The organism is Paraburkholderia sediminicola, assembly GCF_902859805.1.
GTDB classification, from domain to species: domain Bacteria; phylum Pseudomonadota; class Gammaproteobacteria; order Burkholderiales; family Burkholderiaceae; genus Paraburkholderia; species Paraburkholderia sediminicola.
This window is the reverse complement of the sequence record NZ_CADIKC010000006.1, coordinates 207,725-228,045: the sequence shown is the minus strand read 5'-3', so window position 1 is coordinate 228,045 and position 20,321 is coordinate 207,725. Positions and strand designations below refer to the sequence as shown.

13 protein-coding genes are annotated in these 20,321 nt (G+C 63.0%); 3 read left to right on the top strand and 10 right to left on the bottom strand.

Going from position 1 to position 20,321, the window contains the following annotated elements:
- Positions 1–2: 2 nt before the first annotated feature.
- The 5 genes from R8871_RS21965 to R8871_RS21945 all read right to left on the bottom strand — a co-directional run bounded on the left by R8871_RS21965 (position 3) and on the right by R8871_RS21945 (position 10,364).
- Positions 3–3,473 (bottom strand): RHS repeat-associated core domain-containing protein, encoded by a 3,471-nt coding sequence (locus tag R8871_RS21965; RefSeq protein WP_175052339.1) that lies wholly within the window; start codon positions 3,471–3,473, stop codon positions 3–5.
- Positions 3,474–3,520: 47 nt separating this feature from the next.
- A complete protein-coding gene (locus tag R8871_RS21960; RefSeq protein ID WP_246287638.1) occupies positions 3,521–3,856 on the bottom strand; it encodes an RHS repeat domain-containing protein in 336 nt (111 codons plus the stop codon).
- A gap of 329 nt (positions 3,857–4,185) precedes the next feature.
- Positions 4,186–6,633, bottom strand: a complete 2,448-nt coding sequence (locus R8871_RS21955) for a glycosyltransferase family 4 protein (protein WP_175052337.1) — start codon at positions 6,631–6,633, stop codon at positions 4,186–4,188.
- Positions 6,630–8,096, bottom strand: a complete 1,467-nt coding sequence (locus R8871_RS21950; RefSeq protein ID WP_175052336.1) for a flippase — start codon at positions 8,094–8,096, stop codon at positions 6,630–6,632. The genes R8871_RS21955 and R8871_RS21950 overlap by 4 nt, the downstream gene beginning before the upstream one ends.
- A 66-nt stretch (positions 8,097–8,162) precedes the next feature.
- Positions 8,163–10,364: an NHL repeat-containing protein gene (locus R8871_RS21945; RefSeq protein WP_175052335.1), complete on the bottom strand. Its 2,202-nt coding sequence runs from the start codon at positions 10,362–10,364 to the stop codon at positions 8,163–8,165.
- A 700-nt stretch (positions 10,365–11,064) separates the two neighbouring features.
- On the opposite strand from R8871_RS21945, the gene R8871_RS21940 reads away from it, so the two are divergent.
- The 3 genes from R8871_RS21940 to gmd are packed head-to-tail and all read left to right on the top strand — an operon-like array spanning position 11,065 to position 13,980.
- Positions 11,065–12,153 carry an acyltransferase family protein gene (locus R8871_RS21940; protein WP_175052334.1) on the top strand — a complete coding sequence of 363 codons (1,089 nt, stop codon included), beginning with the start codon at positions 11,065–11,067 and terminating at the stop codon, positions 12,151–12,153.
- Positions 12,150–12,881, top strand: a complete 732-nt coding sequence (locus R8871_RS21935; RefSeq protein WP_175052333.1) for an SGNH/GDSL hydrolase family protein — start codon at positions 12,150–12,152, stop codon at positions 12,879–12,881. The genes R8871_RS21940 and R8871_RS21935 overlap by 4 nt, the downstream gene beginning before the upstream one ends.
- A 55-nt stretch (positions 12,882–12,936) precedes the next feature.
- A complete protein-coding gene (gene gmd, locus R8871_RS21930) occupies positions 12,937–13,980 on the top strand; it encodes a GDP-mannose 4,6-dehydratase (protein ID WP_054037584.1) in 1,044 nt (347 codons plus the stop codon).
- Between the two features lie 113 nt (positions 13,981–14,093).
- On the opposite strand, the gene R8871_RS21925 is transcribed toward gmd, so the two are convergent.
- From R8871_RS21925 to R8871_RS21905, 5 genes are all read right to left on the bottom strand, one after another.
- Complete coding sequence (locus R8871_RS21925; RefSeq protein WP_175052332.1) at positions 14,094–15,260, bottom strand: glycosyltransferase family 4 protein; 1,167 nt, start codon at positions 15,258–15,260, stop codon at positions 14,094–14,096.
- Positions 15,257–16,507 (bottom strand): glycosyltransferase family 4 protein, encoded by a 1,251-nt coding sequence (locus R8871_RS21920; RefSeq protein ID WP_175052331.1) that lies wholly within the window; start codon positions 16,505–16,507, stop codon positions 15,257–15,259. The genes R8871_RS21925 and R8871_RS21920 overlap by 4 nt, the downstream gene beginning before the upstream one ends.
- The gene (locus R8871_RS21915; protein WP_175052330.1) at positions 16,504–17,964 is read right to left on the bottom strand and encodes a glucose-6-phosphate isomerase; all 1,461 of its coding nucleotides are present in this window, start codon (positions 17,962–17,964) and stop codon (positions 16,504–16,506) included. Before R8871_RS21915 ends, R8871_RS21920 begins: the two co-directional genes overlap by 4 nt.
- A gap of 3 nt (positions 17,965–17,967) precedes the next feature.
- Positions 17,968–19,218 carry a glycosyltransferase gene (locus tag R8871_RS21910; RefSeq protein ID WP_246287637.1) on the bottom strand — a complete coding sequence of 417 codons (1,251 nt, stop codon included), beginning with the start codon at positions 19,216–19,218 and terminating at the stop codon, positions 17,968–17,970.
- A gap of 109 nt (positions 19,219–19,327) precedes the next feature.
- A complete protein-coding gene (locus R8871_RS21905; protein ID WP_175052329.1) occupies positions 19,328–20,260 on the bottom strand; it encodes a glycosyltransferase family 2 protein in 933 nt (310 codons plus the stop codon).
- Between the last annotated feature and the right edge of the window lie 61 nt (positions 20,261–20,321).

Sequence of the window (20,321 nt, the reverse complement as noted above, 5' to 3'; positions counted from 1 at the left end):
CATTAATTACACCCAGGGCCCGGCTGACCCAGACGCTTCCATTCTCCATATGCACCTAGCGCCTCAGCTTTTGGCACCTGTCCGTTGCCCACCTTTTCGCCTGTCATATTGCCGCTGGCGTGATACCAGCGCCAAAAGTCCCGAGGAAGCCCATACAGGTTGTCCCATGGCCCAAGCCCAAACGGATCATTGAACTGAACAGGATTGCCGTTGACGTAGGCATACGCATTCGTCTGCCCACTCGCGTACCCTATAGGATCTTCGCTGATGAACCGTCCGGTTTGTGGGCTGTAGTACCGATTCCGATAGTAATACAGCCCCGTCCCATCATTCTCCCGCCCGATGTACTGCTGCGGATTCGGATCTGCCGCCCCGGTTTGCGTCGTCGCACCGTACGGCTCAAACCGATACTGCGTCAGGCTCCGCTGGTTCGCATCCGTCAGCGCAATCACGTTGTTATTCGCATCGCGCAACACGTACCGGTCCTGACCCGCATCGTCTCCGATACGCCGGTACGTCAGTTCATCCAGCCCGCTCTCCGGATACGGCGAGAACACGCGGATGCGCTGTGACCAGTCCCCGTCCGGCACCATGAAGTTCAATTCATCCCCGATCCAGACGGTCTGCATACGCCGGCCGTTGACCGTGCGGTCCGTGCGCCGGTCAAACACGTCATAGCTGAAACTTGCCGTCACGCTGCCGGTCATCTGGCCCAGCAGACCCTGTTCGTTCCAGCCGTACTGGCTCACGCCGTCACTGGCCAGATTGCCGTTCAGGTCATACGACAATGTCCTGCCCGCCCACCGTGTGAGCTGGTTGGCCGCGTTGTACTGCGCGTCACCCACTGCCTGCGGCAGATCAACCTTCGCGAGACTGCCACCGGCCTTCGTGCGTCGCCCAGCCTGGTCGTATCCATACGTCAGGTCGCCCAGCACGCTGCCATCGGCGCGCCTGTACGTGATGGCCGTCAACTGGCTGGCTGCATCCCACGTATAGGCCGCCGTGATGCCACTGGCGAGCGTCGCCTGACTGCGCCGCCCGAGCGCATCGTAGGTATATCCGAAAGTGCGCGGCGTCTCGTCGTTCACCCGATACGCGATCTGCGTGACGCGATGCTCCGCATCACGGCTGTAGTCCACCGTTGCACGGTCCATGTCGATGCCGGCCAGCTCACGCGTGTCGGATGCGTAGCGATATGACCAGATGCCCTGCAGGGACGGCCAGTCGGAAGTCCGCGTCAGCCTGCCCGTGAGACGATCGTAGTAAAGGACCGTGCCGCCAATCGACTGGTCCGCAGCGACGTTGCCGCGCCGGCTCGGCCCGTAATCGCCGATGCCACTGAGCTTGTCAAGCGTGTTATCCCAGCCGTAATGCCAGCTCCGGCTCACCGCCGTGCCGGCTGCCGGCCGGAAATCGATCTGCTTCGTACGTCCTGCCGCGTCGTAGGTATAGGTTTTTACCTGCCCTTTTCGGTCGGTCACGCTCGCCAGTTGCCCCGCGCTGTTCCACGTGTATGTCTCACTATGACTTAGCGGGTCGGTTTTACTCACCGGCCGGCCAACCGCGTTGTAGGCGTAACGGGTCGTCACGCCCTTCGGGTCCGCCTGACTTGACAGGTTCCCGTTGCGGTCCCATGTGAAGCGGGTTACTCCGTTCAGCGCGTCGGTGACGTCGGTCGTACGGTCCAGCGCGTCGAGCGTGCGCTTCGTCGTGTTACCCAGCGGGTCCTGCACTGCCGTCACGCGCCCCACGGCATCGGGCGTGAACTGCGTGGTCCTATTCAGCGGATCGGCGACACTGGTCAGATCCGCGCCGGTATACGTGAACTTAGTCACGCCCTTGAGCGCGTCGGTCACCGTCAGCGGGCGGCCCTGGCCGTCGCTTGTCAGCGTGGTCCGGTTGCCCAGGCGGTCGGTGACCGTCAGCAGGTTGCCCTTCGAGTCGTACGTGTAGGCGATCGCAACGCCGCGCTGCGGGTCGCCGGCCTCTGCGTCCGTCAGTACCTGGCTGTAGCTGTCGTAGGTACGTGTGCGCAGCGTGCCGAACTGGTCGGCTTCACTGCTGCGGTTGCCGTTCGTGTCGTAGCCATAGGTGTACTGGCGGTCGCCTGCAGCGAGGTTAGTCACGCGGCCGGTCGCGTCGTACGTAAAGGTCTGCACCTGCTGTTCCGGCTGGCCGGCCGGATAGGTGCTGCGCAGCACCCGTCCATTCGCATCAAACTCCAGACGGCGGATGCTGCTGCGGCGGTCTGTCACTTCGGTCCTGGTCACCTTGCCGCCCGTGACCGTATAGGCGAGGCCGAAGGTGCTACCGTCTGCGAGCTTTTGGGCAACCACGCGGTCGTTGTCGTCGTAGGTACTGGTGACCTGCAGATTGCCCTCGGGGTCGGTGACGCTCACCAGCCGTGATTTGCTGTCCCAGCCGTATTTCCACACGCCGCCGGCTGCGTCCGTGACCTGGGTGAGACGGTCCTGGCTGTCGTAGGTATAGCTGACCTGGCGGTTCAGCGGATCAGTCACGCGTGAGACGAGCGGTGTGCCGCGCGCACCGGCCACCGTCGTGAAGGCGAGCTTGCGCCCATTGGGACCCGTGATGCCGGTGATCGCCCCGTTCGCGCTGTCGCGAGCGATCACGACCGCATTGCCGTTGCGATCCTGAACGCGGCTCAACCGGTACAGCCCGTTGACCATCGTGAACTGCTGCACCCGGCCGTCGCGCAGCGTGAGTGTCATGCCGGCGCTGCCGCCACTGATCCCCGCGCGGTAGTACGCGCCCGGGCTCGTCAGGTCATCCCAGGCCGCCGTGGTGCCTGCGCGCGGGGTAAACGGCACCCGCACACCGCTCGGCAGGTACAGTTCGACGCGTTGTCGCACGCCACTGTCATCCGCTGCGCTGAACACCAGGTAGCTGTCGTACGCAAACGTCATCCCCACACCGAACACGCCGGCCACCGGACTTCCAGATGCATCATAGGTACTGCTGCGATAGACACGCGCGACATCCAGTGCGATCGTGTCAGCAATATGCAGGTCATGCGCGACCAGCCTGAACTGGCCGGTGGACAGGTTCACCGGGTCCGCCCCCGATGTGCTGCTGCCGCAGCCGGCTGTCGCGTCAGCCGCGCAGCCCCCGGCGTCGCCGGCGTGGCCATCGGGGAGGTCGCCGTCTGCGGCGATGACGCCCTCGGCTGGCACCGGGCCGACGGTACTACCGCCAGCGGAGCCGCCGCCGCAATACGCGGCAATGGTCAACGGGTTGCCGCAGGTGTAGCCGCCCATGCCGCCGAAATCGGCCGCAGCCGCCTTCAGCGAGCATTGCGGGTCGGTCGGGAAGGCGCCGGCTCTGGCGTAGGCCATTGGACATTCAATGGCGCGCGCATGCGGTGCGGCGAACCATGACGCAAACAGAAGGAACAACAGAAAAAACGGGCGCGACAACACACGCCGCACCGCACGGGCATCGGTTGATTGCATGGGAATCTGGCTGTGATCTGGAAAGAAAAAGCTTGGGCGTCGTGCGTCTAGCGCGCGCTGGCCTGAGTCAAGGGTGGCGAAACCGGCGATTTACCGGCTTCTGATACAGGGGGAGAACCCGCGCTGCTCACAGGCAGCGCCGAGAACAAAGTCCCCTGCCGCCTGATTGCGGCGATATTGCCCGCCGCATCGTAGTCGTAGTACGCGGTGGCGCCAGACACCGTGACGGATGTGAGCCGGCCTAACGCGTCATAGCCATACGTGATGTCATCGGCATGGCAGAAGGAAGAAAACAGTGCCGCCCCGATGACCAACGCTGTGCCGGCCGCGCCCCGGACTGTTGCCGACGATGCTTCTGCATGACTCTCAACTGGAATTCTCACCGCATCTCCTCGCAATCGTTACGTTTTTTGCAAACCGATTGCGAACAATACGGCACTGACCCTCATTAGAGAATCAGCTGGTTCAGTTCAATTCGTAGGACTAACGCTACATCCGCGCCGGAAATACCCTTCATCAATCCGCGTCAGAAACACGAAGCCACGTAGTAGAGCCCGGTTGCACGCGCAGCCCACGGCACAATAAAAAACGGAGCGAAAGTCCTCAGGACTTTTGCTCCGCTGCGCTAACGGCAGGAACCGGCCAGGTCCCTGTCTACCCCCGCGTTAAATCACTTCGCACGTTCATCCGGCTAACCGCCCGCGCGAGCCCCTCAACGGCCCGCCACGCGCTTCAGAATCCGTTCGACACCTTCCACATACGTCGTCGTCCCGAACCGGCTCAGCGCCGTCTGATAGCCGTTTCTGACCAGCTTGTTACGCAGGTCGTCGTTCGAGCGCAACTCGGCGAGCGTATCGGCGAGACCATGCGCGTCGCCGGGGGTGCACAGCACGCCGTTCTCGTAATCGTCGATGATCTCCAGCACGCCGCCCGCGCGTGCCGCCACCACCGGCCGCTGCGCCAGCATCCCCTCGACGATCACGCGACCGAACGGCTCCGGCGTGATCGACGTGTGGACCACCGCATCGACCGCGCACATGCAAGCCGGAATGTCGTGCTGGAAGCCGAGGAAATGCACCCGGCCGCCCAGATTGTGCGCGGCGACGAACGCATGCAGCTCGATCTCGTACGCGTCCTCGCCGAACAGCGGCGCACCCACCAGCACGGCGTGCATCTGCGGATTGAGGACCATCGCTTCGAGCAAGACGTGTTGGCCCTTCCAGCGCGCGAGGCGGCTGAACGAGCCGACCAGAAACGCATCCTGCGGCAGGTTCAGCCGCTGGCGCAGCGTCGCTTGCGGGACCGTACGCAAGGCGTCGAACGGCGTCGCGGAGATACCGTTGAACACCACGTCGATACGCTTTTTGTCGAAGTGCGTGAGTTCCGCGAAGGCGTGAGCGGAGGCCGCTGAATTGGCGATCACGTGCGTGAGGCCGAGGCGTGCACACCACTTGATGATTGCCAGTTGCTTGCCGCCGAAATGCTCGGGACTCACGATATCGCGCAGATGCCAGACCACCGGCCGTCTGGCGAGCTTGCCGGCAATCGCGCCGATCACCATCGCGCGCTGGGTGTTCGCGTAGATCACCTCTGCGTCGCGCGCGCGTTTCGCGGTAGCGCGCACGAGCGACAGCAAGCCCTTGAGCGCCTGGCCCTTCGGCAGCGAACCGCCCTGCTTGCGCACATTGCGCAATGCGCCGGCTTCCAGCACGTTGACGGTTACGCCAGCCTTGGCCAAAGCCGTGCGGAACGGACCGTCGTCGAACAGCACGACTTCGATGCGCGAGCGCAAAGCTTTGACGATTTCCAGCAGCGATAACTCGGCGCCGCCGAGCACGCCGCTCTGGTCGACTGCGAGAATGCGCGGTGCGTTGGCGCCCGGCTCTGCTTTATAAGGAACGTACGTCGGCAATGTTGCCGAGCGCAATGCCGGCACCGAAGCCCGCACGTGGGCGAAGAAACGTTCGCGGAAATTGGCGGCCGAGAACTGCTCGGCGTTGGCGCGGCAATCCGCCGGCGAAAAACGCTTCACGTGGCCGTCGAAACGCTCGACCGCCGCAATGATCGACTCGACGTTCTGCTCGTCGAAAAACATGCCCGTGGGCTTCGACTCGGACAGATCGCGCACGGTTTCAAGCGCTCCGCCCTTGCCGTAAGCGATCACCGGCGTGCCGCAGGCCTGGGCTTCGACCACTGAAATGCCGAAGTCTTCTTCCGCGGCGAACACGAAAGCTTTCGCACGGCTCATCTTTTCCTTGAGCACCTTGAACGGCTGGTAACCCATGATCTCGACATTCGGCCCGGCCTTCGCGCGGATCTTCTGCATATCGGGGCCGTCGCCGATCACTACGAGCTTGCGCTCCGGCATCTGCGCGAACGCTTCGACGATCAGATCGATCTTCTTGTACGGCACCATCCGCGAGGCGGTCAGATAGAAATCATCCTTGTCGGTGCATAGCGCAAACGCTTCGACGTCGACAGGCGGAAAGATCACCTGCGCTTCGCGCTGATAAACCTTTCTGATCCGCCGCGCGATGAAATCGGAGTTCGCAACAAAGCCGTCCACCGAATTCGACGTGCGGATATCCCAGTTGCGGATGTAGTGCAGAATCAGCCGCGCCATCGCGGACTTCGGCCCGGCGGTCAGCTTCGACTGCTGCAGATACTGATGCTGCAAGTCCCATGCGTAGCGAATCGGCGAATGCACGTAGCTGATATGCACCTGATCGGGGCCGGTCAGAACGCCCTTCGCCACCGCGTGACTGCTGGAAATCACCACGTCGTAGGCCGACACGTCGAGCTGCTCGATCGCGAGCGGCATCAACGGCAGATACGTGCGGTATTTGGTCCGTGCAAGCGGGAGTTTCTGGATAAACGAGGTCGTGACCGGCTTGCCGCGCAGGAAGCTGCGATCGTCGAGAAAATCGACAAGGCTGAAGAGGTCGGCGTCCGGAAAGCACGCAACGATCTGCTCGAGCACCTTCTCGGCGCCTGCATAGGTAACGAGCCAGTCGTGCACGATCGCGACGCGCACCGTCTTGTCGCTACGCAACGCCGAGCGGCGCGACGGCGCCTGAACACCGGGAACGGTGGTGAGTTCAGCCAGTGCGCTGCGCTTCACGGGATGCAGCACGGCTTCTTCAAGGACTTCGTGGTTCATGCGCTTTTCCTCGGATTCAGTCGCAACAGCAGTGAACGCGCAAGATCGCGCAAAGCGGGTGTCATCGTGATCGACCAGGCGACGTTCGCGCCAACCATCAACAGGCCGGCAGCGATCGCGAGAGCGAGACTCGGCAGGAAGCTGGCAAGCCACAGGCTGGCCAGCAGAAAAGCGAGGTGCGCAAGCATGTCGAGCGCGATCTGGCGGGCGCGAATCGCCGACAGGCGCAGCAGCACGGCGTAATCGAACAGCGCCCGGCCGGCCACGGCAATCGCCGCGCCCGTCAACCCGAAATGGGTAATGCCGAGCCACAATGCCCCTGCAAACAAGGGCAATTCAAAGAGGCCGACGCGCGCGGCGGTGGCCGGATTGACCTGTGACTGGATCAGAATCCGCGTCACGTTCGCCTGGCCGACGAGCCACACGGCGACGATCATGATCCGGCCCACCGGCGCGGCCACAGTGGCGATCTCATTGCCGACCCATAGATGCAGGAACGGTTCGAGCACGAGCATCGCGACCAGCGCCACTGGCGTGAACACGCCATTGAGGAATTCGAGCGACTGCTGCGTGATGGTGTCCGCATCCGCGCGGCCCACAGCTGAGAGCCGTGGAAACAATGTGCGCACCAACGCGGTCGGCACGATATTCAGACGCGTCACGAGGTTCTGCGGCACCGTGTAGTAAGTGACGAAACGCGCGCCGAGACTCGTGCCGAGCATCACGCGGTCGAGCGATTCGGCGATCATGTTGGTGACGCTCGCAATCAGCATCCAGCCGCCGAAGTTGAAGAGCCCCTTCGCCACGCCGAGTTGCGGCGGCAGAATGCTGCGGATCTCCAGCACTTTCAGCGCGGAACGGCCCAGCAGAATCGCCGCGAGAATCCGCGCGAACACTGCGGCCGCGAGCACGTTTTGCAAGGTCGCCCCCAGCCACAGTGCAGCGCCGAGCGGCAGCAACTGGAACAGGAAGGTGCCGATCGTCTGATTGGTGTTGTAGACACCAAAGCGCTCCGCGCCGTTGATTGCACCGGCGAACACCCACGACACGTTGGCAATCGGAATCGCCACCGCGAGCCACGGCAGCGCCATATAGACCTCATGCTGCAACTCGGGCGACACCTTGGTGAAGTACGCGGTGTACAGAAACGCGCCGAAATAGATGATCAGGCCGCCGACCACACCGGTCGCGAGATTGAGCCACGTCGCGCTCCAGAACACGCGCGCGCTCTCGCCCTTGTCGCCCGAGGCGCGCGCCTTCGAGATGTGGTTCTGCGCGGCCATGCTCATGCCGAGATCGAGGATCCCGAAGTAGCCGATCAGGGTCCACACGAGACTGATCACGCCGTAGCGCTCGACACCGAGCAGCTTGATATACGACGGCACGGTCACGAGCGAGACGAAAGTCGGCAGCACCAACCCGAAGAAGTTGATTGCTACGTTCTTGAGAATGCCTTTGTCCATCGGATGCCTTGGGTTTGACTACATTTGCCTGGTATTGCGAAGAAAGCGGTCATGCCGTACGTCGCGTCATGGCTTCCAGCGATACATCATCACTTTCCCGCGTGCGTCTTCTTCAACGAACACGAGGTACTCGCCATTGCTGCGCTTCGAGGCGCTGATGCCGTTGGGGACGTCGACCCAACCCGAAGCACTGCCCACTTCCGGGCCCGGACGAATCACACCGATCTCCTTACCGCTGTCCTTGTCCCACACGTGCACCGCGCCGACCGGCTCGACGCCGAAGATGTATTGCCCTTCAACTGTGAGGCCGATAATCGTGGCGATGGGTTTGGTCTGCGTGGCCCACGGCAGCGTGATCGAATAGCGCTGCACCGGATTGCCGCTCGACCATTTGTCGTAGCGCACCAGCACGCGGCCCACTTCTTTCCAGAAGCCGCGATCCACCGGTGTATCGGGCGTATAGCCGGTCACATACATCGTGTCGGTTTCGGGCTCGTAGATCGCACGATGCAGTTCGGTGAACGGTTGCGGCACCGGGTACTGCGTCAGGTTCGAATACGAGTAGATGGGATTGCCCTTCCCATCGAGTCCGCCGAAACGGAAGCGGTAAATGCCCTTGTTATCGCGGGTGCGCCAGATATCGCCGGCGCTGTCGACCCACCAGCCCCAGCCGCCCGCGAGCTTCGTGCCGCTCGTGTTGAGCGTGAATTCGTCCGTGTTGAACTTGCCGTCGCCGTTCACATCGCGCCAGATCCAGTCGCCACCCGGCGGCGCATTCGGCACTTTGGCGACCGCGCGTTCACGCCCGGCAATGAAGCCCGAAGGAATCGCCGTCTCGCCGTCATGCTGCGGGTCGAAGCGATAGATCTTCAGGTGGTCCGCGTACATGTCGGTCAGGTACAGGAACGTGCGGCCCTTGAGCTTGCGAGCGATCGGCAAGCCGGGATATTGGTCGGTGTGAAAGACCGGGTCGTCGGGATACTTGAAACGGTTCGACAGAAAGCCCGCGTATTTCCAGTCCTGCCCCGCCGGCTTCGAGAGATCGAGTTCGAAGCGCTTGTTGCCGGTATAGACGCTGTCCGGGCGCGACGGATCGATCCACGCGCCGTCGACGAACAACAAGCCTTGCACCTGCCAGTTCTGCTTGCCGTCCGGCGCATAGCTTTCGAGCGTGGCGCCGAGGCCCGCGCCGATCGGGTCGTAACGCGGACCGATGCCGTTGGTCGACACATAGACGTTGCCGCGTGCATCCACGCCCACGCCAGTCAACCCATTGAAGCGCTGCGGGCCGGGCTTGCCGGGCGTACCGCTGAAAATGCCGCCGCGTTCACCGAGCGAGCCCGACTCCGCATAACGGCCGTTGCTCCTGCTGAAAAACAGCACCTGTTGGCGCGGACCGTTGTCCGCGATCAGAACGCGGCCTTGCGCATCCAGAGCGATATCGACCGCGACCGTATCGGCGGGCAGCGTGAACGTTTCGTCGATGCGTTTGCCCGCGGCGGTGTAGTGCTCCACATGCGGCGCCTTATCGTTGCGCGTACCGCTCAACACCCAGAGCGTGCCGTCGGGCGCCAACGCAATACGGCCCGGTTCGTGCACGGTCCAGGTTGTTTTCTGCTGCATCGATTCCGCGTCATACACTTCGATGCGATCGCGCGCAGTGTTCGCCGCGTAAAGCGTGGTGTCGTTCGCCGCCAGACCGCCGATTTCGGCGCTCGTGCCGGTCGGCACTTCGTTCATCATCAGAAAGCCCGCTGCGAGTTGCGCATGCGGGTCAGCGCTTTTCGCAGCTGGCTGGAACGGCGCGGCACGCTTCGGATCGGCAATCTGCCTGCGCGAAATGCCGAACCATTGCTTGCCCTTCTCCGGCCACACGCCCTGCTCGACCAGACGTCCTTTCTCGTTGCCGACTTCGATCGCCACAAAGGCGTACTTGCGATTCACCGAGACCGCGCTGCCGCCACCGTTGCCCCATCCATGCGTGCCGCCCGCGAAACCGAGCATCTTGCCGTTCTGGTAGACGCTCGCTTCAGCGCCGCTTTCGTCCCATGGCGCGTTCGTATAAACCTTGCCGTCGGGCGCGACCGCAATGGCGGTGATGTTGATCTGCGTCCACGTGCCATCGCCGAAACCGAAGGTGTTACCGATCCAGGAATTTTTCGCGTTCAAGACGGTTTCCGCGGATGCCGTGAAGCTGACCGATGCCGCCGTCATTCCGGCCGCATAGGCAAACACAGCAAGCCAGGTTTTGAACGTGAAACGGGCCAAAGTTATTCCTCCAATCAGGGCCGTGCCGCAATGGGATAAAAGCCCGCGCGGATGCAAAATCCAATGAGATGACGACTGACGCCGCGAGAAGCGACGCAGGAACACGAGACTGATTCCCGCAAGACACGACGTATAAGAAGGGGCCTGGAAATCGGGCTCACTACACAAGCTCACTACGCAGGCTCACTGCCCAACGCGAGCCCGGTCGAATACGGGCACTGGGCGCGTGACGCACGCGCCATCCCCGGCCCCCCGTCCACACGGCTCACATTACGCGGAAAGAATGCCGCGACGAAAATCGAAAATAATTCAAAAATATTCGGTGCTTTAAGCGTCGTGAAAGAAAATGATTTAAAAATCGATTAAATGAAAATGGCCGTGCGCAGCTGCGTCCGGCGGTGCCTTTGCGCCCCATCCTTACCGATGCAGCCTGACTCCGACTGCACTTCTTACGGATTGCGACAACCACAAGACACAAGCATAAAAATCTATTGCGAATGGATAACGAAACACCCTGTTGCAATCTGATTCATTTATCCATTTCATTCCCGTTTTTTCATCAATTTATTTTCCCTAGAATCGAATGCACTTCCGTTGCGACGCGAAGCGAGCGCGCTCTTGCCATCAAGCCCTGTTCCTGACTTGAGACGGCTCGCGCAATCCTTCGCCCGGCCCATCCGCTTCACACCATGGACGGTTCATGACTGCTAGCGCACTGCCTTTAGCGCCTTCTCACTCTCGCCGCATCGTGCAGCTCGACGGTTTGCGCGCCATCGCCGTGCTCGCGGTATTCGCCCAGCACGCGTTGAAAGCGCCGCTGTGGATGGGCGTCGATCTGTTTTTTGTTTTGAGCGGCTTCCTGATTACCGGCATCCTGCTCGAGCGCAAGGCGCGTCAGCAGTCGTATTTCGGCTATTTCTATGCACGCCGGGCGCGGCGCATCCTGCCGCCTTATCTGCTGCTGATGGTGGTGTCGTCGATTCTGTTCGGCTTCGGCTGGGCGCAGCACTGGCAGTGGTATGCGTTTTTCGCGACCAATATCGGCGACGCGCTCAATCAAAGCGGTCACGACAGCCTGAATGTGCTGTGGTCGCTGGCGGTCGAAGAGCAGTTCTATATTTTCTGGCCGTTCGTAATCCTTCTGCTGCCCGAGCGCGTGCTCGGCTACGTGGCGGCCGCGCTGATCGTGCTGGTCCCGGTGCTGCGCGCAGTCGCCACGCCCTGGTTCGATTCGTTCTGGCCGATCTATTACCTCACGCCGTTCCGCATGGACCTGCTGGCGGCCGGCGCGCTGCTCGCTGTCGCCGTACGGCGCGATCGCAACGCACTCGAACCCTTCAAGGGCCTCGCCGTGCTCGGGTTTTTTGCCGCGCTCGCCGTGCTGGCGTGGCTGCATCTGCACTATCCGCGGTTCCGGGCGGCCAATACGCCGCTATCGAACGCTGCGCTCTACAGCATTTCGTTAGTGCTTTGTACTTCAGTCGTGGTCATCGCCCTGCAAAGCAAGGGCATCGTCAAGCGGCTGCTGTGCAACCCCGTTCTGGTCTATATCGGCACCATCAGCTACACGATTTATCTGATCCACCTGAGCGTGCTGTACACGCTGTGGCCGCTGAATCTGAATCGCTATCTGACCGCGGCGCTGGCACTCGCGATCACCCTCGCCTACGCCAGCATCACATGGTTCGCGTTCGAAAAACGTTTGATCTTCGGCTCGGCAGGCAAAGCCCATTCGCCCGCCGGCAGCGTGTCGAGGGGCGCATCGCAAGCGCCGCAAAGCCGCGCATGAGGCGCCGCGCGTGGCTCGCTGCGGGCATGTCGGCCGCTGCGTCAGTGTTGTTTTCACTGGCACTGGATGCGCACGCCAGCGGACCTGCATCGCAGGTGCTGGTGGACGCCTACGGCGATTCGACCACGCTCGGCATCACGTGCAGCGAGGGCCGCTGCGGACCGCAGGCGCAAAACGCCGTGTCGTATCTGCAGGACGAATTGCAAGCCAGGTACGGTCAAAAGGTGCGCGTCACGAACTACGGCGTGGGCGGCACGATGGCCAGCCAGTTGCGCGACGGCACCGGCAACCGCCGCGCCGGCCCGACCGCAGGTTTGCCGTGGCAGGAACGGCTCGCCGCCTCGTCCGCGCAGATCGTGTTGATCAACTATGGCATTAACGAAGTGATGCAGAACCAGACGCCCGAGCAGTTTTACGCAGCGGAAACCACGCTCGTGAAAACGGCTCGCGCGCTCGGCAAGGAGCCGGTTCTCCAGACATCAAACCCGATGCCCGACAACCGCCTGAACGCGCGGCTCGCCACGATGGTTGCGATGACGCGCCGGGTGGCCGCCGAACAGCAGGTGCCGCTCGTCGATCAGTTCGCGTACGTCAGCAATCTGCCGGACTGGAAGACGCTGATGTCCGACGGCGCGCATCCCAAGCCGGGCTTGTACCGGCTCAAGGCGGAACAGGATTTTCAGGTCGTCGATCCGCTGGTGCGGCGACTGCTGGACGGCACGCTTTGAAGCTCCTTTTTCAAGTGCACTTCTCTTTCTCTTTTACCAATATCGAAGGCAAGCTATGAGCCAACCACGCAAAGCGATCATCACCGGCGTATCCGGACAGGACGGCGCCTATCTGACCAAACTGTTGCTCGACAAGGGCTACCACGTGACCGGCACTTACCGGCGCACGAGTTCGGTCAATTTCTGGCGCATTCGTGAGCTCGGCGTGCTCGATCATCCGAATCTGCGTCTGGTCGAACACGACCTGACCGATCTGGGCTCGACGCTGCGCCTGCTCGAAGGCGCGCAGGCCGACGAGCTGTACAACCTCGCCGCGCAAAGCTTCGTGGGTGTCTCATTCGACCAGCCCGTGACGACCGCCGAAGTGACAGGCATCGGCGCGCTGAATCTGCTCGAAGGCATCCGCATTCTGAATCCGAAGACCCGCTTTTATCAGGCATCGACCTCGGAAATGTTCGGTCTCGTGCAGGCGGTGCCGCAACGCGAGGACACACCTTTCTATCCGCGCAGCCCGTATGGTGTGGCCAAGTTGTTCGCGCACTGGTCGACCATCAACTATCGCGAGTCTTACAACCTGTTTGCGAGCAGCGGGATTCTGTTCAATCACGAATCGCCGCTGCGTGGCCGCGAATTCGTCACGCGCAAGATCACGGACACCGTCGCCAAAATCAAGCTCGGCAAACAGGACGTGCTGGAACTCGGCAACCTGAGCGCCAAGCGCGACTGGGGCTTCGCGCTCGAATACGTGGAAGGCATGTGGCGCATGCTGCAAGCCGATGAACCCGATACCTTCGTGCTCGCCACCGGCCGCACCGAGACGGTACGCGACTTCGTGCGCATGGCGTTCGCCGCCGCGGGTTATCAGATCGAATGGTCGGGCAAGGAAGAGCGTGAAACGGGTATCGACGTGGCAACCGGCAAGACGCTGGTGCGCGTGAACCCGAAGTTCTATCGCCCGGCGGAAGTGGATCTCCTGATCGGCTGCGCGGACAAGGCGCACGAGAAGCTCGGCTGGAAGCCGGAAACCACGCTTGAACAGCTGTGCCACATGATGGTTCATGCGGACCTGGGCCGCAACGAGCATCACGAGACGTTCTGATGCTGTCCTGAGTATCGGCTGCGCGGGCAGCCGATACTCCATGAAAAAAGGCCTGATCGCAAAGATTCAGGCCTTTTTTCTATTGCGTCTTTTTCTATTGCGTCACGACACCTTCAATGCACGCCACCCGCCGCGATCGCTTCGCTATACACCGACGCCACACGCTTCGCGATCACCGAATTATCGAAGTTCTCGCGCGCATAGCGGCGGCAGGCATCGGCATCCGGCAACTTCAGTGAACCGTTCAACGCGCCTGCCAGGCCTTCCGCAATCGCCTTCGCGCCCGTCTCCGGCAACACCAGGTTCGGCGACAGACCCGCCACTGCCTCCGGCAAACCGCCCACCGGCGTCACCAGCACCGGCGTGCCGGAAGCCAGCGATTCAACGGTAATCAGCCCGAAGCCTTCGAGCGCCACCGTCGGCACCACGCTGATATTCGCCGCACGGTACAACGCGGCCAGATGCTGATCGGGCACGAAGCCCAGCAGTTTCACGTTGTCTTCGAGGCCCGCCTCGGTGATACGTGCCTGCAATTCCCCTTCGAGCCGCCCCTTGCCCGCGATCAGCAGCAGCACATCGGGCTCAGTGCGCTTGAGCAGCTTCACTGCATCGATCAGATCTTCCAGGCCCATGCGGCGCACCAGACGCCGCACGGCCAGCACGATTGGCCGGTCCTGCGGCAGTTGCAGCTTCAGACGCGCCTCGGCCGGCGTGATCGGCAGATTGAACTGCTCGACATCGACGCAGCCCGGCACTACGCGCACGCGGTCGGGTGCGATGCGATAGCGCGAAGTCAGAATCTTGCCGAACGCTTCCGACAACACGATCAGCCGCGATGAGCGCGCATACACCGATTGCTCCAGATAGCGCTTGGCGCGCTGGCCGAGCGAATCGGCGCCTTCGACGTGACTCTCGTCGGCCCACGGTCCCTGGAAATGCGAGACCTGCGGAATGCCGCGCGTCACGTCGAGACCCGGAAACGTGTACAGCGCGAAGTGCGACGAAATCACATCGGGACGCGAGGTGCTGATCTCCTGGCGCAGCGCGCGGCGTGCCGCCATCAAGCGCAGCGGCAGCGATTGCGCGGCAGAGCCGAAACCGTTGATCGCACCACCGGTGTCCGCGGCCACTTTGGGTGAACCGGCCACCACGCCGCGCACCGCGACGCCCGCGCCCGGCAATGCGCCGACCAGCGAGTAGTACATGCGGTCGAGGCCGCCCGCGCGTTCCGGAAACCAGTGCATCCCGATCTGCAGCGATTTGATTGATCCTGTCGTCATAGTTGTTGTCCCTGAGCGTTGTGGTGGATTGTCTGCCCGGCCAGCGTGTTCAGCGTCAGCGCGTCGGTCTTGGCGACCACCGCGGCTTCCGCTTCGCTGCGTCGGCGGTCCTTCTGCTGCCCCGCCAGTTGCCGGTACAGCGCGATGTATTGCTCGGCCATCCGCGCCCAGCCGAAGCCGGTTGCGAGTTCGTTGGCGGCGACGCCCATCGCGCGGCGTGCTTCGTCGTTACCGGCAAGACGTGCGACAGCGCCCGCCAATGCCTTGGGATCGTCCGGGTCGTCGAGCACGATGCCGCATTCTGGCGTGATGATTTCCGCACCGCCCGCCGTGCGCGCCGTGACCACCGGCAAGCCCGCGGCCATCGCTTCGAGCAGCGACAGGCTCATCGCCTCATAGCGCGACGGAAACACGAACGCGTCGACCGAATGCATCAGCACCGGCATTTCTTTGACCAGCCCGAGAAAATGCACGCGATGCGCAATGCCGAGCGCCTTCGCCTGTTCCGGATACGGGCTGCCCGGCAGAAAACCGGCCACGGCGATCTGCACGTGCTCGGGCAGATGCTTGAGCACGTGCAACACCGTGCCGAGGTTCTTGCGCGGCGTGCGCAGGTCGCCGACGAACAGCAGCAGGAACGCGTCAGCCGGCAAGCCGAACTTCGCGCGGTCACCCGTGGCAGCCGCGAAGCCTTGTGTATCGACGCCGTTGTAGATCACGTCGACACGGTTATGAGGCGTCAAGCCGATCGCGCGAATTTCATCGGCGACCTTTTGCGACACCGCCGTAATCACCTTCGAACGCCGGTAGGCCCAGCGTTCAAGCAACGCGTTGCAGCGCGTATAGACCGACTGATACGCGGACCACACGCCCTTCGTGAGCCCGAACGGGTAGTACTTGCTGCCGAACCAGCCGCTATGCACGAAGTGCGAGGTGTTGACGTCGGCAGGCGCCCACGTGATGAAGCCGTTCACGTGCAGCACGTCGAATTCGCGGCGATGCGCGCGCAGCCACATTGCGCTTTTGAACGCGAACACCTGCTGGCGCAGCAGATTGGTGGGCCACCAGCGGCCGATCTTCATCGGCACCCAGCGGACGTTCGGATGCGCGAGCAAATCCGGCGCAACGTGCGACGCAACCAGCGTCACACCGATGTTTTCCTCGAGGGCGGCGCGCGCAATCTCGTGGTTGACGCGCCCCTGGCCGTCGTTATGGCGCACGACGTGCGTGACAATGGCGACTCTCAATCAGTGCCTCCGTGGAAAAGTAGCGTGCGTCTGCGGTTCATCTTTTCGTAGTGCACCGCGGATAGGATCGAAAAAACACTCATGAAAAGCAGCAGCCCGCCGGTGCCGACCAGCGAATTGGTGAACACCAGCATCGCGAAAGTGGCGAGACTGAGACTCAGGCAGGCGGACACGAATTTGTCGTTGCGCAGCTTGAACGACGCGAGCGCCGCGCGCACCACCAGCCAGACGATGCCGGACATGTAGAGCAAGGTGCCGGGCCAGCCGAGCACGAACGGGATGTTCATCACGCCGCTGTCGAAGTTGCCGTACTGGCCGAGCTGGCCGCCGTCGTTCGAGAGCTTCGTCGAGGTGCCGGTCGCGCCCATGCCTTCGCCGGAGACATCGGTAAAGGCGGTCTTCGCGAAGGTCGCGTAGAACTCGTTACGCGCCGCGTAGCTCTGGTCGTCGCTCAGATTGACTAGCGTGTTCAGGCGCGCCTGCATCCGCTCGGCGACCGGGCCGACCGTGAGCAGCGGCACGCAAAGACCGGCAAGCAGCACCGCGCTCGCGACGATCCGCACGCGCACCTTGTTGTTCGCCTTGACCAGCTGGATCAGGAGCGCGATCGCCCAGCCGCCCCACGTCGAACGCACGAGGCTCAGCGCGAACGCGAAGAAGCCCAGCGCGGCAGCAACCCAGCGCACGCGGTGCGTCGCTGCCATCACGTAGACCATCGCGCCCATCATCGCGAACGCGAACGGTCCCGACGAGTTCATTGTGCTGAAGACGCGTACACCCATCGGCACGGGATCGCCCTGCGAATTCATCTGCGAGCCGAGCATCCACAGCGCGTCCCACGGCGGCATGATGAAGAACTGAATCAGGCCGTAGCCGCCCATCACCAGCATGCCCCAGATGAAAGTACTCACGATGGTGTCGCGGTACTTCGGGTACTCGCGCGTGTGCGCCATGATGTGAAAACCGATCAGGATCGGATAGAGCCAGTTCGCGAGGTCATAGGTCGCGGCGAGCGGCCCGCTCGACATCACGCCGATCATGAACGCGTAGGCGAGCCCCATCAGAACCAGCAGCACCGGCAGGCCGCGCCGCTGCGAAAGCAGCTTGTAGTAGCGCAGCAGGGAGAACGCGCTGATCATCGTCACCGCGAGCGGCGCAACCTGGATCAGGCTGGTCGGCGTGAACGAGCCTTTGGACCAGTCGGCAAGACGCCGCACCTCCGGGCTCAGGAACCACAGCCACCACATGAAGCCGATGTAGCGCGCCGGGCTCTTGAAGTAGAGCCACAGGCCCGTCAGGATCGCGAGCATCGGGAAGCCGAACGTGAGGACCGTACCCTGATGCGCGATGATCAACATCACGGTGATCAGCCACAGTAAGGCCTCCGGCAGCCACTCCTTGCGGGCGCCGGACAGTACCCGCTCCGCGTTATCGCCGCCTCGCGCAATCGTCGACATCGTTTAGAGACCTCCGCGTGATTCGCGCGGGCCAGAGCGTTGACCTTGGCCCTGGCTGCCCGCGCGAACTCGCGCCGGCTGGTTCACCGCGGTGGCGGCCGCCGCCGTACGCGGCGCCTTTGCCGCGGCATCGGCGTCGGCCGTACCGGTCATCACGCGTCCGCGCGACGCTGCGCGCGCCCGCAGCATCTCCTGCGTAATTCTCACGTGCTGCATCGCATAGTTCTGCGTGGTCAGATCGCGCGACAGCAAACCGGCAGCCGCCGCCTGCGCCTGATGCAACGCGTCCGCGGGCGAAGCGGCGAGCTGGTCCACCGCCTCACGCAAAGCCTGCGGATTAAACGGCGGGATGTAAGCCGCCTCGCCCGCCGGAAAATAATCCTGCAACGCGCCGACGTTGGTGACCACCATCGGCTTGCCGACCGCCGCCGCTTCCAGCATCACGGTGATGCCCGAAGCGTGCGAATTCGGCCGCAGCGGCACGACGATCACATCGGCCCAGTCATAAAGCTCGTGCTGCTTCCTGATACCGGAGAACAACGCGATCTCGACGTTCGGCGCGCGCAGCGAAGCGGGAATCCGCCGGCGTGTCGCGAGCTTCACCGTGTAGCGCGCATCGTTGCCGAAGGCCTTGATGAGCGTTTCCCAGTCGCGGTCGCGATCGTTGCCGATGGCGGCGATACGGATCGGCGTATGCGGCGTCCATTCGGTCGGCGCCTTCACGGGAAAGTCCTGCGTGTTCAGGCCGTACAGGAGCGGCTTCGCGTCGCGATTGAAATAGCGCTGGCATAGTTCGGCGTTTTCAGTGGCGAGCGTAGTCAGCTGGTCGGCGCGCGTCATCAGCTTGCGATACAGCCAGCTGCGCAGAATCCCATAGGAAGGCCATTTATCGAGCAGCCACACGCTTTGCGCCAACAGCAAGGGGCTGGCATCAGCGCCCGCCTTGCGGCCGCTCAGCAGCAGCATCAGCGCGGCGGATAGCCATTCCTGCTCGGTATGCGTCCAGATGACGTCCGAGCGCAGCATCTCGTCGCGGTTGCGCCACGTATGGATGAAGTCGAACCCGAGCGCCGCCTTCAGCGCGCGCCGCAGCAAACGCACCGGTTTGCTTTCGCGCGCGTCCTGCGAATAGGTCAGCCTGAACGCGTCGGATTCGGCATGGTGATACCCGTACAGGCAGCCGATGTTGTCGCCCGGCCGGTAAAAGCGCGGGTCGGCGCCATAAAACAGATGAACGTGAACTTTCGTACTCATGCAGACACTCCGCTCTGCCGGTGGAAAGGGGCATCGGCCTGCGCGGGCAGGCGCCAGTGCCGATGCACGAACGTGCAGGACGTTGGGGACAGGTGAGCGCTCGCGGGCTTCACGCGGTCCGCGACAACGCGCGGCGCGCTTCATGCGCGCCGGTACGAACCGCACGCCAGCGCGACAGTCTCAGGCTCGCCTGTTTCGACACCAGCGCAAGCGCGGCGTGCGTGAGCCCCGGATAGACGCGCGTGCCCACCAGCGTCCACCACCACCACGCGGTTTCGCGGCGCAGCGGCGGCAACTGGTCGCGCAGGATCAGGTGGAAGTTGAAGGCGGCATTGCGCAACGCCGCCATGGTTTGCGCGTCGCGCCGGTCGTCGTCGAAACGCTCGGCCGGGAAATGGTCGACAGCCACGCGCGGGTCGTACATCAGCTTCCAGCCGGCGTTCTTTACGGCGAGGCTGAAGGCCATATCGTTGTGAACCTGAGCGCCCGCGCCACGCAGGCGCTGATCGAAACGGATCGTGCGGACCGCGTCGCGCCGGTAGCTCATGTTGGCGCCCTTCAGGATGTCGACTTCGCGCGCGCCACCCACACCCAGGTGGTGATTGCCGATGATCTTGCCGTGTGCCGTGACCTTGCCGACCAGCGGCCGCTCGCCGTCGAGCACGCGGCCTTTTTCATGCACCCAGTCGCGTCCACCCAGCGCACCGAGGCGCGCATCGCTTTCGAATGCGGCAGCAATACGCTGGACCCAATCCACGTGCGGTGCGGCGTCGTCGTCGGTGATCGCGATCACGTCGCCTTTGGCCGCATCGAGTCCGCGATTCAGGGCCGCGACCTGGCCGGGCACCTCCACCAGCGCGACCGACAACGGCAAGCGGCCGGGCACCGCCGGATCGCGCAGACAGGTGTGGGTCGCTTCGTCGTCGGCGCGCGCGACCACCACCACTTCGTCCGGCGCGCGCGACTGCCGTTGCAGCGCCGCGAGGCAGCGCGCCAGGTCGGCCGGGCGGCGGTAAGTCGGAACCAGTACGGTCACTTTCATCGTGATGTCCTTTTCTATCGTGTTTGCGCTGGCATCAGCACACTGGGCTCAGCCTCGTGGT

Excerpts from the sequence above, each read along its gene's own strand:
- R8871_RS21965 (WP_175052339.1), bottom strand. The coding sequence starts at position 3,473 with ATGCAATCAACCGATGCCCGTGCGGTGCGGCGTGTGTTGTCGCGCCCG.
- R8871_RS21955 (WP_175052337.1), bottom strand. The coding sequence starts at position 6,633 with ATGAACCACGAAGTCCTTGAAGAAGCCGTGCTGCATCCCGTGAAGCGC.
- R8871_RS21950 (WP_175052336.1), bottom strand. The coding sequence starts at position 8,096 with ATGGACAAAGGCATTCTCAAGAACGTAGCAATCAACTTCTTCGGGTTG.
- R8871_RS21940 (WP_175052334.1), top strand. The coding sequence starts at position 11,065 with ATGACTGCTAGCGCACTGCCTTTAGCGCCTTCTCACTCTCGCCGCATC.
- R8871_RS21935 (WP_175052333.1), top strand. The coding sequence starts at position 12,150 with ATGAGGCGCCGCGCGTGGCTCGCTGCGGGCATGTCGGCCGCTGCGTCA.
- gmd (WP_054037584.1), top strand. The coding sequence starts at position 12,937 with ATGAGCCAACCACGCAAAGCGATCATCACCGGCGTATCCGGACAGGAC.
- R8871_RS21925 (WP_175052332.1), bottom strand. The coding sequence starts at position 15,260 with ATGACGACAGGATCAATCAAATCGCTGCAGATCGGGATGCACTGGTTT.
- R8871_RS21915 (WP_175052330.1), bottom strand. The coding sequence starts at position 17,964 with ATGTCGACGATTGCGCGAGGCGGCGATAACGCGGAGCGGGTACTGTCC.
- R8871_RS21910 (WP_246287637.1), bottom strand. The coding sequence starts at position 19,218 with ATGAGTACGAAAGTTCACGTTCATCTGTTTTATGGCGCCGACCCGCGC.
- R8871_RS21905 (WP_175052329.1), bottom strand. The coding sequence starts at position 20,260 with ATGAAAGTGACCGTACTGGTTCCGACTTACCGCCGCCCGGCCGACCTG.